At 59.9% G+C, this 15524-nt stretch carries 14 protein-coding genes; 3 read left to right on the top strand and 11 right to left on the bottom strand.

Going from position 1 to position 15524, the window contains the following annotated elements:
- Positions 1 to 8: 8 nt before the first annotated feature.
- The 4 genes from ACNPN0_RS03165 to ACNPN0_RS03150 all read right to left on the bottom strand — a co-directional run bounded on the left by ACNPN0_RS03165 (position 9) and on the right by ACNPN0_RS03150 (position 4895).
- Positions 9 to 1010, bottom strand: coding sequence for an NADP-dependent oxidoreductase (locus tag ACNPN0_RS03165; protein ID WP_448937653.1), 1002 nt, complete (start codon positions 1008 to 1010; stop codon positions 9 to 11).
- Positions 1011 to 1217: 207 nt separating this feature from the next.
- Complete coding sequence (gene groL / locus ACNPN0_RS03160; protein WP_105657612.1) at positions 1218 to 2819, bottom strand: chaperonin GroEL; 1602 nt, start codon at positions 2817 to 2819, stop codon at positions 1218 to 1220.
- A 33-nt stretch (positions 2820 to 2852) separates the two neighbouring features.
- Positions 2853 to 3149: a co-chaperone GroES gene (gene groES, locus ACNPN0_RS03155; RefSeq protein ID WP_133833647.1), complete on the bottom strand. Its 297-nt coding sequence runs from the start codon at positions 3147 to 3149 to the stop codon at positions 2853 to 2855.
- 204 nt (positions 3150 to 3353) lie between these two features.
- Positions 3354 to 4895 carry an amino acid permease gene (locus tag ACNPN0_RS03150; RefSeq protein ID WP_400342083.1) on the bottom strand — a complete coding sequence of 514 codons (1542 nt, stop codon included), beginning with the start codon at positions 4893 to 4895 and terminating at the stop codon, positions 3354 to 3356.
- Positions 4896 to 5350: 455 nt separating this feature from the next.
- On the opposite strand from ACNPN0_RS03150, the gene ACNPN0_RS03145 reads away from it, so the two are divergent.
- Both ACNPN0_RS03145 and ACNPN0_RS03140 read left to right on the top strand, forming a co-directional pair.
- Positions 5351 to 6592 (top strand): class I SAM-dependent methyltransferase, encoded by a 1242-nt coding sequence (locus ACNPN0_RS03145; protein WP_448937652.1) that lies wholly within the window; start codon positions 5351 to 5353, stop codon positions 6590 to 6592.
- A gap of 155 nt (positions 6593 to 6747) precedes the next feature.
- Positions 6748 to 7890: a glutamate--cysteine ligase gene (locus tag ACNPN0_RS03140; protein ID WP_332731262.1), complete on the top strand. Its 1143-nt coding sequence runs from the start codon at positions 6748 to 6750 to the stop codon at positions 7888 to 7890.
- A 27-nt stretch (positions 7891 to 7917) separates the two neighbouring features.
- On the opposite strand, the gene ACNPN0_RS03135 is transcribed toward ACNPN0_RS03140, so the two are convergent.
- Together ACNPN0_RS03135 and ACNPN0_RS03130 are read right to left on the bottom strand one after the other, a co-directional pair.
- Positions 7918 to 8592, bottom strand: a complete 675-nt coding sequence (locus ACNPN0_RS03135) for a FadR/GntR family transcriptional regulator (RefSeq protein ID WP_400342082.1) — start codon at positions 8590 to 8592, stop codon at positions 7918 to 7920.
- Entirely contained in the window at positions 8589 to 9860 is a 1272-nt protein-coding gene (locus ACNPN0_RS03130) for an MFS transporter (protein WP_400342080.1), read from the bottom strand. The genes ACNPN0_RS03135 and ACNPN0_RS03130 overlap by 4 nt, the downstream gene beginning before the upstream one ends.
- 224 nt (positions 9861 to 10084) lie before the next feature.
- Between ACNPN0_RS03130 and ACNPN0_RS03125 the strand changes: the two genes are divergently transcribed.
- Entirely contained in the window at positions 10085 to 11254 is a 1170-nt protein-coding gene (locus ACNPN0_RS03125) for a metallophosphoesterase family protein (RefSeq protein WP_448937651.1), read from the top strand.
- 181 nt (positions 11255 to 11435) lie between these two features.
- On the opposite strand, the gene tsaD is transcribed toward ACNPN0_RS03125, so the two are convergent.
- From tsaD to alr, 5 genes are read right to left on the bottom strand one after another with little or no spacing between them, the layout of a single operon-like run.
- A complete protein-coding gene (gene tsaD / locus ACNPN0_RS03120) occupies positions 11436 to 12506 on the bottom strand; it encodes a tRNA (adenosine(37)-N6)-threonylcarbamoyltransferase complex transferase subunit TsaD (RefSeq protein WP_448937650.1) in 1071 nt (356 codons plus the stop codon).
- Positions 12503 to 12994 carry a ribosomal protein S18-alanine N-acetyltransferase gene (rimI, locus tag ACNPN0_RS03115; protein WP_400342076.1) on the bottom strand — a complete coding sequence of 164 codons (492 nt, stop codon included), beginning with the start codon at positions 12992 to 12994 and terminating at the stop codon, positions 12503 to 12505. Before rimI ends, tsaD begins: the two co-directional genes overlap by 4 nt.
- Positions 12994 to 13668: a tRNA (adenosine(37)-N6)-threonylcarbamoyltransferase complex dimerization subunit type 1 TsaB gene (gene tsaB, locus ACNPN0_RS03110; RefSeq protein WP_400342074.1), complete on the bottom strand. Its 675-nt coding sequence runs from the start codon at positions 13666 to 13668 to the stop codon at positions 12994 to 12996. The genes rimI and tsaB overlap by 1 nt, the downstream gene beginning before the upstream one ends.
- Positions 13661 to 14239: a tRNA (adenosine(37)-N6)-threonylcarbamoyltransferase complex ATPase subunit type 1 TsaE gene (gene tsaE, locus ACNPN0_RS03105; RefSeq protein ID WP_133833637.1), complete on the bottom strand. Its 579-nt coding sequence runs from the start codon at positions 14237 to 14239 to the stop codon at positions 13661 to 13663. The genes tsaB and tsaE overlap by 8 nt, the downstream gene beginning before the upstream one ends.
- On the bottom strand, positions 14232 to 15431 hold the full coding sequence (gene alr / locus ACNPN0_RS03100; RefSeq protein WP_448937649.1) for an alanine racemase: 1200 nt from the start codon (positions 15429 to 15431) through the stop codon (positions 14232 to 14234). The genes tsaE and alr overlap by 8 nt, the downstream gene beginning before the upstream one ends.
- Positions 15432 to 15524: the final 93 nt, after the last annotated feature.

Here is a 15524-nt window from a genome sequence, read left to right as displayed (position 1 = left end):
CGCTCGCTTTACTTCTGCTGCATGGAGATGACGGTCTTGCCGCGCCGGCCACCAGCCTCCATCGATTCAAGGGCCTCTGCAGTTTGCGCAAAACCGAAGACCTGGCCCACCACGGGCGTCAGGACCCCAGAGTCCACCAGTTCGGCAATGCCTCGCAGCTGCTGGCCGCTGGGCTTCATGAAGAGGAACTCGTACCCGACACCCAGCTTCTTGGCCTTCTTGAGAACTGACCGGCTTAGCGCGCGGACCGCCAAGCCCATCACCGGATTCAGCCCTGCTTCCTTGGCGAATGCCGGAGTCGCCGGACCCGAGATGCCGATGACCTTCCCTCCAGGGCGCAGGACTCCCAGCGACTTGGCAAGCGTTTCGCCGCCCAGGCTGTCAAGCACCAGGTCATAGCCCGAGATACTTACCTGGAAATCCTCGGTCTTGTAGTCGATGACTTCATCGGCTCCGAGCTCCTGCAAGAATTCGGCGTTCGTCGCCGAGGCTGTTGTCGCGACGTAAGCGCCCAGGTGCTTGGCAAGCTGGATGGCGATGGTTCCGACGCCGCCAGCGCCAGCGTGGATGAGTACTCGCTGCCCCGGCTGCAGATTTCCCCGCTCAACTAGTGCCTGCCACGCAGTCAGTGCAACCAGGGGCAGCGAGGCCGCTTGCACCAGGTCGATGGAGACAGGCGCCTTCGCAATATCCATTTCATTCACGGCAATGCGCTGGGCGAAAGCTCCGATCCGATGATCTCGAGGGCGGGCAAAAATCTGGTCCCCTACCGTAAAGCCGCGGACTCCTGAGCCGAGCCCGATCACGGTCCCTGCGACGTCGTGGCCGAGAATCAGCGGCATCTTGTAGGGCAGGATTGCCTTGAATTCGCCTGCGCGGATCTTCTCGTCAAGCTGGTTGACGCCAGCGGCCGCAATCTCGATAAGCACCTCCCGCTCCCCCAACTCAGGTTCAGCGACCTCGGCCTGCACCAGGGCACCCTTGTAGTTTTCGAGAACGAACGCGTGCATGGAAGATCTCCTGTACGGATATGAAATGGGCATCAATCTTTGACTGAGTTCAATTATGAGCGCACTCATTTATCGTGTCAATGAGCTGGGTCACCCCGGGTGGATCGTTTTCTGAGAACAAAAAGCCGCCGCTGGATCCAGGAGATAAATCCTGGATCCAACGGCGGCTTTCGCTCACGAAGCAATGCTTCGGTGACGGGCTAAACCCTAGTGGCCGTGCGCCTCTTCAGCTTCTTCAGCCTTCTCTGCCACCAAGGTCTCGGTGGTCAGAACCAAGGCCGCGATCGATGCTGCGTTGCGCAGTGCCGAGCGGGTTACCTTGACTGGGTCGATGACGCCTGCGTGCAGCAAGTTCTCGTAGACACCGGTCTTGGCGTTGAAGCCTTCGTTGGCTGGGGACTCTGCCACCTTGGAAGCAACTACCGCACCGTCGAAGCCGGCGTTGGTAGCGATCCAGAAGAGCGGCTGCACCAGCGCGCGGCGGACAATCGCAACGCCTGCTGCTACGTCGCCTTCGGTGGCTGCGATGCGGGCATCGGTATCCAGCGAAGCCAGCGCGTCGACCAGGGCGGTACCGCCGCCGGCAACGATGCCCTCTTCCAGGGCAGCACGGGTGGAGGACACAGCATCCTCGATGCGGTGCTTGCGTTCCTTCAGCTCGACCTCGGTGGAAGCGCCCACCTTGATCACGCCGATGCCGCCGGACAGCTTGGCCAGGCGCTCGGACAGCTTCTCGCGGTCCCACTCCGAATCGGTGCGGTTCAGCTCAGCCTTCAGCTGGGCTACGCGCTCTGCGACATCTTCCTCGGTGCCAGCGCCATCAACGATGGTGGTGGAATCCTTGGTGATGGTCACGCGGCGTGCCGAGCCGAGTACCTCGGTGCCAACCTGGTCCAGGGACAGGCCCAGTTCCGGGGAGACAACCTGGGCACCGGTGAGGATAGCCAGATCCTGCATCATTGCCTTGCGGCGGTCGCCGAAGCCTGGAGCCTTGACGGCTACCACGTTCAGCAGGCCGCGCAGCTTGTTGACCACCAGGGTGGAAAGGGCTTCGCCCTCGACATCCTCGGCGATGATCAGCAGCGGCTTCTTCGCTTCCAGGACCTTTTCCAGCAGTGGCAGGAATTCTGCCACGGTGGAGATCTTGGCTGGGTTGATCAGGATCAGTGCGTCTTCCAGGACAACTTCCTGGCGCTCCTGGTCGGTGATGAACTGTGGCGAGAGGTAGCCCTTGTCGAACTGCATGCCTTCGGTCAGGACCAGCTCGGTAGCGGTAGTCGAGGACTCCTCGATGGTGATCACGCCATCGGTGCCCACGGTCTTGAAGGCCTTGGCCAGCAATTCGCCGATTTCATCCGACTGCGCGGAGATCGCGGCTACGTTAGCAACCTTGTCCTCTACGGCAACGGCGTTAGCGGCCAATGCGTCCGAGACGATCTCCACAGCCAGTTCAATGCCCTTGCGGACATCGCCCGGAGCGGCGCCTGCGGCGACGTTCTTCAGGCCTTCCTTGACCAGGGCCTGAGCGAGCACGGTGGCGGTGGTGGTGCCGTCGCCTGCTACGTCATTGGTCTTGGTGGCTACTTCCTTGGCCAGCTGCGCGCCAAGGTTCTCGTATGGATCTTCCAGATCGATCTCACGCGCAATGGTGACACCGTCATTGGTGATGGTCGGGGCGCCCCAGGTCTTGGCAAGCACCACATTGCGGCCGAGTGGGCCGAGGGTGACCTTCACCGTGTTTGCGAGCTTATCAATGCCCGCTTCGAGGGCGCGTCGCGCTTCCTCGTTGAATGCTAGCTGCTTAGCCATGCATTTTCTCCTGAAACTTTAGAGAGGTTGGCGTTACTTTACGACGACTGCCAGTACGTCGCGAGCCGAGAGCACCAGGTACTCTTCGTTGCCGACCTTGACCTCGGTTCCGCCGTACTTGGAGTACAGGACTACGTCGCCTTCTGCAACGTCCAGGGGAATGCGGTTGCCGTTGTCATCGATGCGGCCTGGGCCTACGGCGACTACGGCGCCTTCCTGTGGCTTTTCCTTAGCGGAGTCTGGGATGACCAGGCCCGAAGCGGTGGTGGTTACGGCTTCGACCTGCTTGATGACAATGCGGTCTTCGAGCGGCTTGATGGAGACAGACATGGTCTCTCCTTTTCGTGTATGAACCAATGGTTGTAGGGGTGCGCCCTATGGCATTGGACCAACCGTCGTCGCGGTGCCAGTTGGTGGTATCCAGTCAGGCGGTGTGTAACGCTGCAAGCTGCAGATGCAACTTCCATCGTGACACCCACACATGACTTTAGGACGAGCTTTAGCACTCGGTCAAGGCGAGTGCTAATCATTGCCCTACTTCTTCACACCGGTTCGCGCAGAGCGCACAGCCGCAGACTCTTCGATATCCTCCGGAGCGTCCAGATCCATCTCGGTGAGCTTGACCATCTTGGACTTGGTCACCATGCGGTGCACCAGCCACAGTCCGAGGAACAGCGGCAGCCCGATATAGGCCGAGAGCACTTCCAGCCCGTGGCCGGCCAGCACCGCTTGGTAGTTCTGACCGACGATCACGGCAATCAGCATCAGGAAGGCCACGATGGGTCCTAGCGGGAAGAGCGGGGCCAAGTAGGGCAGGTCCTTCACGCTGTAGCCCTGGGCGAGATAACCGCGGCGGAAGCGGTAGTGGGATACGGCAATACCCACCCAGACGATGAACCCGCACAGCCCCGAGACATTCAGCAGCCAGGTATAGGCCGCACCCTGGCCCACCAGGGCGGTGAGGAACCCGAAGAGGCCTACCGCAGCGGTGGCCAGCAGAGCCATGATCGGCACGCCGCGGGAGTTGGTGCGCCCGAAGATCTTCGGAGCCTTGCCATCGTGGGCCATGGAGTAGAGCATGCGGGTTGAGGCGTAGAGCCCCGAGTTGCCAGCCGAGAGGATGGCGGTGAGAATGACCGCGTTCATGGCAGCAGCGGCAAAAGCGATGCCGGCCCGCTCGAAGACCAGGGTGAAGGGCGAGGAAGCCACGTCGGCTTCGCCGCTGGCCAGCAGGCTCGGGTCGGTGAACGGAATCAGGCAGCCGATGATGAAGATGGCACCGATGTAGAAGAGCATGATGCGCCAGAACACCCGACGGATGGCCTTGGGCACTTCGCGGCGCGGATCCTTGGCTTCGCCTGCGGCGACACCCACCAGCTCGGTGCCCTGGAAGGAGAATCCGGCAATCATGAAGACCGAGACGATGGACAGCCAGCCGCCATGGAAGACATCCTTGCCTTCGCGCCAGTTGGCCAGCGGATCGGTGTGCGCGCCGAGCACCCCGAAGATCATCAGCACGCCGGCGGCCAGGAAGGCGATGACGGTGACCACCTTGATCATGGCCAGCCAGAACTCGCCTTCGCCGAAGGCCTTGGCGGACAAAGCATTCAAGGCGGTCAAGGCCACCAGGAAAGAGCCGGCCCAGACCCAACCGGGGACATCAGGCAACCAGAAGCTCATCACGATGCCAGCGGCCACCAGTTCCGCCGCGACAGTGATGGCCCAGTTGAACCAGTAGTTCCAACCGATGGCGAAGCCGAAGGAGGGGGAAACGAAGCGGGTAGCGAAGGTCTGGAAGGATCCGGCCACCGGGATCTTCGCGGTCATCTCGCCCAGGGACTGCATGAGCAGGTACACCATGAGACCCACCGCGGCGTAGGCCAGCAGCGCGCCGCCGGGACCCGCCTGGGCAATAGTGCCGCCGGAGGCCACGAACAGCCCGGTGCCGATGGAACCGCCAATGGCGATCATCTGCAGGTGGCGGCTGCTCATGCCGCGCTTAAGCTGGTTCTGCACCAGGGGTGCGGGATCCACGGCCTTTGGACCGGTTGTCGACGTCACTGTCGTTCGCTGCATAGGTTTCATCACAGGTGCCATACAACACCAGTTCCACAGGGGAATGCGACGTGGATCACTTCAGGTCTTGCTGAGGACATGCAGCCGCTTGCAGCAAGCGGGGCGAGTTGGTCCAGCGAACCGTTTCCTAGTGGCGGAGAACTGTAAAACAGCGATAGGGCTACTCGTTAGCCAGATGGTCCAATTAGCAACAAGCATTACTCTCTCTAACCAAATCAATGCCCATGAGATAGTGATACTTAGTCTTTTGGTTTCAGGGCTTCACACCTCCCGGCTTCGAACTGCTCTTGCCGCAACTGCTGGGCGGCCGGATCCCGGAGCTTGGCGAAGCCCGCTTGGCAATTCTGTGAATTCTGAATGTGACGCGTTTTTGTCACATAGATCACTGGCCCTGCGGGCTGGGCACACCGAGAGGGCCAGTCTGTTCCAAGACGCATCAACGATAGTCTTGGATCATGGCCCAGGCTTCAAATGACTCCACGCTCAATGAACAATTCGCCGCCCTGCTTTCGGAAGACGGCTGGAAGCTGCTTTCCACCATCGACCCGTCCAGGGTGGCCACCAAGGATGCTGCTTGGTCGCTGAATGAGAAGCTGCGCAAGGAAGGCCACGACGCCCAGGTGGTTCGCGCCGTCATGGCGCAGGCCGAGCTGCGTTTCCGGGCGAGGGTGAAATTCGGCCCCTTTGCAGACTCGTTGATCTTGACCCCGGCCGGACTGGAGCAGGCCACGCGCCTGACCATCGCCGGGCTGCATGCCCGCCGCTACACCAATGCCGGTTCCACCCACGTCGCCGACCTCGGATGTGGCATCGGCACCGACTCCATTGCGCTGGCCAGCGCTGGCGTGCAGGTCACCGCAGTAGAGATGGATGAAACCACCGCGGCAGCCACAACACTGAACCTGATGCCCTTCGACAATGCCACTGTGATCCACGGCAGCGCCGAGGACACCGATCTGACCGGGGTTGACGGCGTCTGGCTGGATCCAGCCCGGCGTACCGACGTGAAGGGAAGCACCCGCCGACTCTTTGACCCCGAGGCGTTTTCCCCGCCCCTGTCTTTCGTGGAGAAGCTGGTGGACTCCGGGCTGGACGTCGGAGTGAAACTTGGTCCGGGCCTGCCCCATGAAGCGATTCCGGCGAACGCCGAGGCTGTCTGGATTTCGGACCACGGCTCGGTCATCGAGGCCTGCCTCTGGTTCGGCAAGCTCAAGCGCAAGGACATCGCCCGTGCCGCGCTGGTCATCGACAAGGACGGCGCCCACGAGTTGGCCAGTGCAGCTGCCGCGGCAAATGATCAGCCAGCCCCGGTAGGCGAATTGGAAGCGCACATCTACGAACCAGATGGCGCAGTGATCCGTTCCCACCTGATCTCGACCTTGCTGGAGCGCACTGGCGGCCACCTGCTCGATGAGCACATCGCCTACTTCACCCATAACCAGCAGATTTCCACGCCGTTTGCCCGCGGATACAAAGTCATGGCAGTGCATGACTACAACGTGAAGAAGCTGCGCAGCTGGGTGAAATCCAACGGCATCGGCACATTGGATATCAAGAAGCGCGGAGTCGACGTCACGCCCGAAGAATTGCGCCGCATTTTGCTGGCAGGCTCCCCCAAGAGCGCCAAGAACAAGGCAACGCTGATCCTGGCTCGCCTCGGCGACAAACGCGTAGCTTTCGAGGTCATCCCGCACTAGTCTGGGGTGACGCAGGTCCCACCGGAGCATTGTCCCGGCAGGAGCGGCGCAATACATACAATGAGTATGGAGAAACATCGAGGAATCGGTGGACGCTCCATCCACTTTGTTCGGCTCCGGAGCATTCCGTCCGAGACGTCATCAATAGGAGCGCCGTGCAGAAAATCGAGTTCGCCCACTCTTCCCAATCCACTATCGGTGTCGAATGGGAAATCGCCTTGGTCAATCGCGAAAGTGCGGACTTGTGCTCGGTTGCCGAGAGTATCCTTGACCAGCTCAAGGATGAGGCCGGTCTTGACCGCGAAGATGAGCATCCGACAGTGAAGCCGGAATTGTTGATGAATACCGTGGAGGTGGTCACCGGTGTCCATACCAACGTGGCAGACGCGGCTGAGGAACTGCGCACCAACGTGCGCATGCTCAACGAGGTCGCCGGAAACCACGGCGTGGACCTGTATTCCGCGGGCTCCCATCCTTTTGCCGCGCCGACCTTGCAGCCGGTGACGGACAAGGACCGCTATGCCAAGCTGATTGACCGCACCCAGTGGTGGGGCCGCCAGATGGTGATCTACGGCGTGCACGTGCACGTGGGCTTGGACGATCGCGAAAAAGCGCTTCCAATCACTGACGGTTTGATCAACTACCAGCCGCATTTCCAAGCACTCAGCGCCTCCTCCCCCTACTGGGGCGGGGAAGACACCGGCTACGCTTCGCAGCGTTCGCTGATGTTCCAGCAGCTGCCAGCTGCCGGGATCCCCTTCCACTTCGATTCATGGTCCGAATACGAATCCCACGTTACAGACATGCTGCACACCGGGGTTATTGATGATGTCTCCGAGATCCGCTGGGATGTGCGTCCGGTACCTCGTTTGGGCACCGTGGAAATGCGCATCTGCGATGGCGTGAGCTCTCTGGATGACATTGCCGCCTTTACCGCACTGACCCAGTGCCTGGTGCACGACATGTCGCTATCAATCGAAGCCGGCTACAAGATTCCTGTCATGCCGGCCTGGTTCCGAGTGGAGAACAAGTGGCGCGCCGCCCGCTACGGGCTGGATGCCATCATCATCCTCAACGCCCAAGGCGACGAGATGCTGGTGACCGACCACCTGCGCTCAGAGGTCAAGCGCCTGGCACCGATTGCCGAGCAGCTGGGATGCGCCGAGGAACTGCAGGGCATCATCCGTTTGATCGAACGCGGGGCGGAATACCAGTTGCAGCGCAATACCTTTGCGGCTTCGGGCGGGGATTTCAAGGCAGTGGTGCAGGAAAACGTCCGGCGCATGAAGGCTGTTTAGTCCGGGCAGAGCCCTTGAAGTCAGGAATTAAGGCATCCAGCTCATGCAGTAATCAAGATTCTTGATAACAGTTCGAGCTGCTGCTTCGGGATCGCCTGCTTCGATTGCGTCTACCAGTGATTCGTGGCCCTCGTGCAGGCAGCCATCGAATCCGTCGGAAAGCCTCTGGACCATCTTGGTTCCGTGGAAAACATCCCCGAAGCTCTCATAGATCTCATGCATCAGCGGAACACCGGAAGCCCGCGCCACTTCCAGATGGAATTTCCAGTCGGCTTTCGCCCACGCAGGATAATCCCGGTTTCCCCATGCTTCGCTTCGCTGGCCCAGCAAAGCGCGCAGCTGTTCGACTACTTTTGCATCAGCGGCTTTGGCAGCGAGCCGGGCCGACTGGGTATCCAGGGCGAATCGCACCTGGAGCACGTCCTGGTCGGAGTGGTCGCGGTACACCCGTTGGGCGGTGCCGCTGATCTCGCTGGTCGCGCGCACGTAGGTGCCATCTCCACGGCGGACCTCGAAGATCCCCGTGCTGGCCAGCGCCTTGATGGCTTCGCGCAAGGTCCCGCGGGAGACGCCCATTTCCGCCATCAGCTCGGGTTCAGCCGGAATGCGGTCCCCCACCTTCCAGCGGCCGTGCGCTACGGCGCTCTGCAGCTTCGCCACAACCTCTTCGGACAAGGGCGGACGCAATGGGGTCTTGCTCATGGCCGCTCCGCTTCAGCCGAGCCGTCCACTTCGATCAACGGATGCGAATCGGCTTCGGTACGCAGGCCGCCCAGCTTGTAGCAGAACAGAAGCTGCACCACAGCGAAGGCGAGGATGATCACCAAGCCAACCGTCCAAGATCCCAATGCGCCCTGCATGAGCCCCAGGGCGAAGGGTCCAATTGCTGCAATCAGGTAGCCGACAGATTGGGCCACCGTGGACATTGCTGTCGTTTCTTCTGCGCTGCCGCCACTGCGGCTGAGCATGAGCATCACCAGCGGGAACACCCCGAAGCCCAGGCCAATTAAGACCGAGCTGATCAAGGACAGTTCTACCGGCAAGAGCAGCAGAGCGATAAAACCGAGTACCGAGCAGCTGGTAGTCAGCACGAAGGCACTGCGCAGCAGGGCCGGCTTCGAAGCCATCCAGAGCATGATCATGACTGCCGGGATACTGACTCCCTGCACGATGCCCAGCATCAAGCCGGCATCAACTGGCTCCAGCCCGCGCGAAATGAGGATATGCGGCAACCAGCTGACCACGGTATAGACCAGCAGCGACTGGATGCCGAAAACAGTGGTGAACAGCAAGCCCTTGCGCGTGGCCAGTAGCGGCCATGGAGAAACATGCGTGCCCTTCTGAACAGCGGAACGCTTCCCGGAGATGGACAACGGCACAAATACCAGCAAAGCCAGGCCGGCGGGAATCGCCCACAAAGCCAATGCCGTCGTCGGCGAACCCGCCTTCACCGCCAGCGGGACGCTGATTGCGGAGGCCAGCGTCGCGCCGATGGACATGGTGGTCGTGTAGGCCGCGGTCATCGACGCGGCGCGGTTCCCGTGGTGCTCTCGAATAAATGAGGGCATGGCCACATTGCAGATGGCCAAGCCGCACATGCCTACCACGGTGCCGGCCAGCAAAGCCCAAGTTGAATCGACAATGCGCAAGGCCAGCCCAGCGGTGAGCAGCAGCAAGGACAGGGCGATGCCCAGTTCCAGTCCGGTCCTGCGGATCACCAAGCTCGTTGCCGCGCCAGCCACGGCAAAGCACAAAACTGGGATCGTCGGCAGCAGCGAAGCGATGAACGTGCCGTACCCCATCATCTCCTGCAGGTCATGGAAGAGCGGAGATGCCGAGGCAATGCCCATGCGCAGGTTCAGGCCCACGAGGATTACGGCGGCGATGGCTAGCGCACCAGCCAGCCACGGGGATTTGCCTGGCGCATTGGCGGTCGGCGGAAGCACTGAATCAGAGGCGTTGGTGATCACGTTTAAACATTAGACGTTTGATGTTTGCTGCGGGGAATCTTGTGACCTGACACACGCTCTGAAAGGAACATATTCGAAGCGCTAGTTCGATCGTTTTATTTATGCACAGGGACAAATACGGACTGCCAATGTTCACTATCCGGTCACTAGGCATCCCTACGCTCTAGGAGTTATCAGCCGACTGGCTAACTAGCTGGCTATCTATTAATTCGAAAGGCATTCCTGTGAGCAATTCTTCTTCTGTCCCCCGTCGTGGAGTACTGATTGGCAGCACCGCTGCCGCGATTACCGGTCTTTTCGCTGCCAGCAGCACTGCGGCGGCTGCAGCACCGGCCAAGAAGTCCCCGGCAGCCTCCCCGAAGCTCAAGTTCGCTGCCGACGGCAAGTTCAAGATCGTCCAGTTCAATGACACGCAAGATGGGCCGCGCACCGATCGCCGCACGCTGGAGCTGATGGACAAGGTCTTGGATACCGAAAAGCCTGGGTTCGCGCTTATCAACGGTGATGTCATCAATGGCTCGGCAAAGACCACCACCGAGGTCAAGCAAGCCATCAACAATGTAGTCCAGCCAATGGAATCCCGTGGTATCCCTTGGGCTCTGACCTTTGGCAACCATGACGAGGATTCGATGCCGCACGGCACGAATATGACCGATGCCAGGATTCTCGATTTCATTCGGGGCTACGAATTCAACGCCAACGCGAAAAATGACAAGATCCAGGGAGAATCGAATTCGCAGCTGCTGATCGTGTCATCCAAGAACGCCAAGCCTGCCTTCGGCATCTGGCTGCTTGATTCGAATCGCTACGCGCCAGATACCCTTGGCGGCCAGGACTTCGAAGGCCTCATGTCCTACGACTGGATCCGCCCGGAGCAAATCGCTTGGTATCGCGAAGCCTCTAAGGCAACAGAAGCACGCTACGGCAAGGTCCAGTCCTTGATGTTCTTCCATATCCCGCTGTGGGAGCACCACCACATGTGGTTCGGAGCCCAGTTCACCTCGAATGATGCCGATCATCAGAAGGCGGTCAAGAAGCACTCCATCGAGGGAGTCAAGAACGAGGGAATCTACACCGGTGCATTCAACTCCGGCATGTTCACTGCTCTGCAGGAACGTGGAGATGTTCGTGGCGTGTACTGCGGCCACGACCACATCAACACCTTCAAGGGCAACTACTACGGTATCGAGCTGGGTTACGCGCCGGGTACCGGTTTCGGCACTTATGGTTTGGGCGGCACCGAGAACCACGAGCTTCGTGGCGCTCGCGTCTTCGAGCTGGATGAGAACAAAGACGGGGTCTACACCGGAACCCGCACGGTATTTGCCAAGGATTTGGGAATCGATATGGGCACTAAGACGCAGCCGCTCGACGAGCCGCTTCCGCTGCCATAGTCAACATGGCTTGCTGCGCGCTGAATACTCGACGCGCAGCAATCCAATGGAACCGAAGATCGCAAGGATGCTGGTGATTCCGGAATTGGCATAGTTCTCATTGCGCGTGTATCAGGATTGCGCGAAGTCTCCGGCCCTGCTGGGAAACCGATTACATACCCAGCGTTAGGAACTTATGCGATTACCGCAAGGTAATCCGTGTGACGGGCTGCGAAGAATCCGTAGCGAAGTCCAACCCCGATGGGGCCACGCCATCTGCGACCAACTGGGCACCAAGCGCAGCAACCATGCCACCGTTATCCGTGCAGAGGCTGAACGGTGGAACCACAAGCTCGATTCCTGCCGAAGTGCAACGAGCCGCCAGCAGTTCGCGCAAGCGGGTATTAGCTGCAACTCCCCCGCCTAGCAGCAAGGTCTTCAGACCTTGTTCCTGCATTGCGCGCACAGCCTTGGACGTAATCACGTCTACGACAGCTTCCTGGAATGAAGCGGCAATGTCAGCAACTGGGATCTCTCCGCCGTTGGCCTCGAAGTGCTCGACGCAACGGGCTACAGCAGTCTTCAGTCCTGAGAACGAGAAGTTGTTGCGGTGCTTGCCAGGATTCTCGGTACTGCCCACGAACTTCGGCAGCGACAAGCCGCGAGGGAACCGGAATGCCTTTCGGTCTCCATCCCTGGCCGCCTTGTCGATAGCCGGACCGCCTGGATACCCAAGACCCAGCAAACGAGCAGTCTTGTCATAGGCTTCACCGGCTGCATCATCAATCGTGGAGCCCAACAGCTGCACGTCGTTAGTCAGCGAAGTGACCTTCAAGATTTCGGTATGCCCGCCTGAGACCAGCAGTGCTCCGAAAGTAGGCGGCAATACGGTTCCTTCAAGAACGCCAACACCTACGTGAGCAACCAAGTGGTTGATCCCGTACAGCGGTTTGCCGGTAGCCAGGGCCAAGGCTTTGGCCGCTGATACGCCAACCATGAGGGCGCCGGCCAGGCCGGGACCGCTGGTCACGGCGATGGCATCAATGTCCTCAAGAGTCAGCTCCGCGGTATCCAAGGCGGACTGCAGGGTAGGCACGAAGGCTTCCAAATGAGCTCGCGCAGCGATCTCGGGAATCACGCCACCAAAGCGTACATGCTCATCCATGGAGCTGGAGACAGCGTTAGCCAGAAGCTTGTTGCCGCGTACGATGCCCACGCCGGTTTCATCGCAGGAGGACTCAATGCCTAGTACTACGGGTTCGGTGATGCTCATGCGTTGCGTTCTTCCTCTTGTCCTTGCTGTGCATCCAGCGGGAGTCTCATAATTAGTGCATCAACCCCGCCTTTGTAGTACCCCTTGCGGCGGTGGATGGTAGTGAATCCGATGGATTCATACAGGCCAATAGCAGTGGGGTTATCAAAGCGGACTTCGAGCATCACATCCAGTGCATTTTTCTCACCAGCCGTCTTGATCAGCAGGGACAATAGCTTGCGTCCCAGGCCTCGACCTTGGTAATCAGGGTGCATGGCGATGGTCTGCACATCGGCAATCGGCAAAACCACGCACAGGCCGGCATAGCCGACAACTCGACCAGAGTCTTCATAGACCCAGTAGGTGCGGGTGTCGCGCTGCGCTAGCTCGGATTCGAAACCAGCCAGTGGCCATGCATCCTCGGGAAACAGCTGCTGTTCCAACTCGTGGACGGCCAGCAGATCCTCGGCAGCCATGGGACGCAGGATGACCTGGTTCGCCTCGTTCATCACTTAGCCTGCTTCATGAACGCCGGAACCTGTGCATCGGATTCGCGCAGGTACTGCGGCGAAGTGTCAGACAGATCCTTGCCCGCAGCCAGATCGCTTATGCCTCGGCGGACGAGGTAGCCAGCGTTTGCAATCCATTCAAAGGACTCAGGCATGGGCTTGGCCCCGGCTTCTTCCAATTGCTCGGCATAGATTCCGGCGCCAATGCCGTAGACCGGCAATGCAGGAAGGGCTGAAGCAGCTGAAACATGCGGGCCATCAACCATGGCTCCATCCTGGTCGTAGCGAGCCCAGTACACTTCTTTGCGGCGCGCATCGGAAGCCACAATGAACTGTGTCGGAGCCTCGCCTGCATCCAGCACCTGTTCGGCGAGCGCATGCAAGGACATCACACCATGCACGGGTACCCGCCATACGAAGCCGAAGGTACGCGCGGCAACCAAGCCAACGCGCAGGCCGGTGAACGGGCCCGGCCCTACGCCAACGATAATGCCAGCAAGGTCTTGGCCTTTCTGTCCATGAGCGTCCAAGAGCTCCTTGACGTATGCCGACAGGGTTTCGGTCTGGTCATTCCCCTTGGATGAAACCCGCTGGTCGACAACTGAACCGGTGGCTTTGTCAACCAGTGCCACCGATGCGTTGGCGGAGGTGTCGATAGATAAGTAGTTAGGCATGCTTCTCTTCCGTGTGCTGCGCAGTTACTGCAGACAGTAAAGTGTCTTTCAACTGGGCAAAGGTGTCCTCGTCCCAGCGCGGGCCGATTCCCTTCAGGCTGAACAACCGCGGCTCGTCCAGCTCTTCCTCCGATTCTTCCCACGGGTTGGCACTCGGTGCGGCCAGGGCTTCGCGGTCCAGCTGGATTTCCAGACGCGAGTCCGTGAGATGTTCCACCTTGCCCAGCCCCCACTCCACAACGGTGACTGAATCAGCCAGCGTTGATTCGAGATCCAGGGTGTCCACGTCGTCGTGGCCCTTCAAGCGGTAGGCATCCACGTGGATCAGTCCGGGGCCATCGCCTAGCGCCGGGTGCTGGCGGGCCAAAACGAATGTAGGCGAGATGATTCCCTCGCGTACATTCAGTCCCACGCCCAGCGACTGAGTCAGAGTCGTCTTACCAGCGCCCAAGGCCCCTGTAAGAATCACCAAGTCTCCGGCTTTGAGCTGGGTACCAAGAGCTTCCCCCAGCGCTTCGGTAACAGTGAGGTCATCTAGTTGGCAGGAGAATTCCCGCACCGGGTTACTCACGGGCTTCACCCCAGCTGCCTTCGATGTAGTAGCGGGGCACGCGCGGAGAAATGCGGGTTACCACTTCGTAGTTGATGGTGTTCGCCGCATAGGCCCAAGTGTTCACCGACTGCCCGCCTTTACCGAAGATAATCGCCTCGGCGCCGAGGAAGTCCTCAGGCTTGATGTCCGCGCCCAGATCAATGACGCACTGGTCCATGGCGATGCGTCCGCGTACCGGGTAGGTGCGTCCGTTAACTGTTACCGGCGCACCTGTTGCGATGCGCGGCAAACCGTCTGCATAGCCCATGGGGATCAGCCCGAGGTAGGTCTCCGCTTCAGTCTTGTAATTCAGGCCGTAGGACACGCCCTGCCCCGGATGGACCTTCTTGACGTTAGCCACGCGGGTCTTCACTGTCATGGCTGGACGCAGGCCGAAACTTTCTGGCGAGTCGGTTTCAAAGGGGCTCAGGCCATACAAGCCCAACCCCAAGCGCACCATGTCGTGGTGTGAATCAGGTCGCGAAAGGATACCCGGCGTATTGGCGATATGGCGCACTTCAAGATCGAAGCCGGCTGCTTCTACCAGTTCTATGGCCTTGTTGAAGATCTCCAGCTGCTCGTCCGTTTCGGGCCGCTCTGGCTCATCTGCGACCGCGAGGTGGGAGAAGATGCCAACTACGCGCAGCAGTCCTTCTTCTTGGAAGTCGCTGGCGCGGTTCAACAGATCAGGCAGGGCATCCATAGTGGAGCCATTGCGGCCAAGTCCTGTGTCCACCTTGATGTGGATACGTGCCGGTGTCTGCACGGCACGTGCTGCGGCGGCAACGTATTCAAGTTCCCAGCCTGAGACTCCCAGATCAAGACCGGCATCAATGGCGGCCTCGAATGGGGTGTCCTCGGTGTGCAGCCAGGCCATCATGGGAGCATCGATGCCCGCTTCACGCAGGGCGAGAGCTTCCGTCGCATGGGCACACCCGATCCAGCGGGCGCCACCTTCCAAGGCGGCTTTGGCTACGGGGATAGCTCCATGGCCGTAGGCGTCTGCTTTGACGACGGCCATAACTGCAGCTGGGGCTACAACATCAGAAATCTGCTTGACGTTGTTGCGGATGGCCGACAAGTCAATGACTGCACGACGTTCAAATCCGATAGCCTGTGCACCGCTGGTGCTCTTTGTCAGGTTGCTTTCTTCAAGCGCTTCAGAGTTCACCTATTCATCTTCGCACTTTTCGGTTCCGCTTGCCTTGTCCACCCGTGCGCAGTTCGGCACATAGTGCGAGTTAAAGTCGGAAGGGGGGGACCC

Source organism: Glutamicibacter sp. AGC84 (assembly GCF_053543575.1).
Note: the sequence above shows the minus strand (reverse complement) of the source record. Positions and strands in the feature narration are given on the sequence as shown.

Excerpts from the sequence above, each read along its gene's own strand:
- ACNPN0_RS03165 (WP_448937653.1), bottom strand. The coding sequence starts at position 1,010 with ATGCACGCGTTCGTTCTCGAAAACTACAAGGGTGCCCTGGTGCAGGCC.
- groL (WP_105657612.1), bottom strand. The coding sequence starts at position 2,819 with ATGGCTAAGCAGCTAGCATTCAACGAGGAAGCGCGACGCGCCCTCGAA.
- groES (WP_133833647.1), bottom strand. The coding sequence starts at position 3,149 with ATGTCTGTCTCCATCAAGCCGCTCGAAGACCGCATTGTCATCAAGCAG.
- ACNPN0_RS03150 (WP_400342083.1), bottom strand. The coding sequence starts at position 4,895 with ATGCAGCGAACGACAGTGACGTCGACAACCGGTCCAAAGGCCGTGGAT.
- ACNPN0_RS03145 (WP_448937652.1), top strand. The coding sequence starts at position 5,351 with ATGGCCCAGGCTTCAAATGACTCCACGCTCAATGAACAATTCGCCGCC.
- ACNPN0_RS03135 (WP_400342082.1), bottom strand. The coding sequence starts at position 8,592 with ATGAGCAAGACCCCATTGCGTCCGCCCTTGTCCGAAGAGGTTGTGGCG.
- tsaD (WP_448937650.1), bottom strand. The coding sequence starts at position 12,506 with ATGAGCATCACCGAACCCGTAGTACTAGGCATTGAGTCCTCCTGCGAT.
- rimI (WP_400342076.1), bottom strand. The coding sequence starts at position 12,994 with ATGAACGAGGCGAACCAGGTCATCCTGCGTCCCATGGCTGCCGAGGAT.
- tsaB (WP_400342074.1), bottom strand. The coding sequence starts at position 13,668 with ATGCCTAACTACTTATCTATCGACACCTCCGCCAACGCATCGGTGGCA.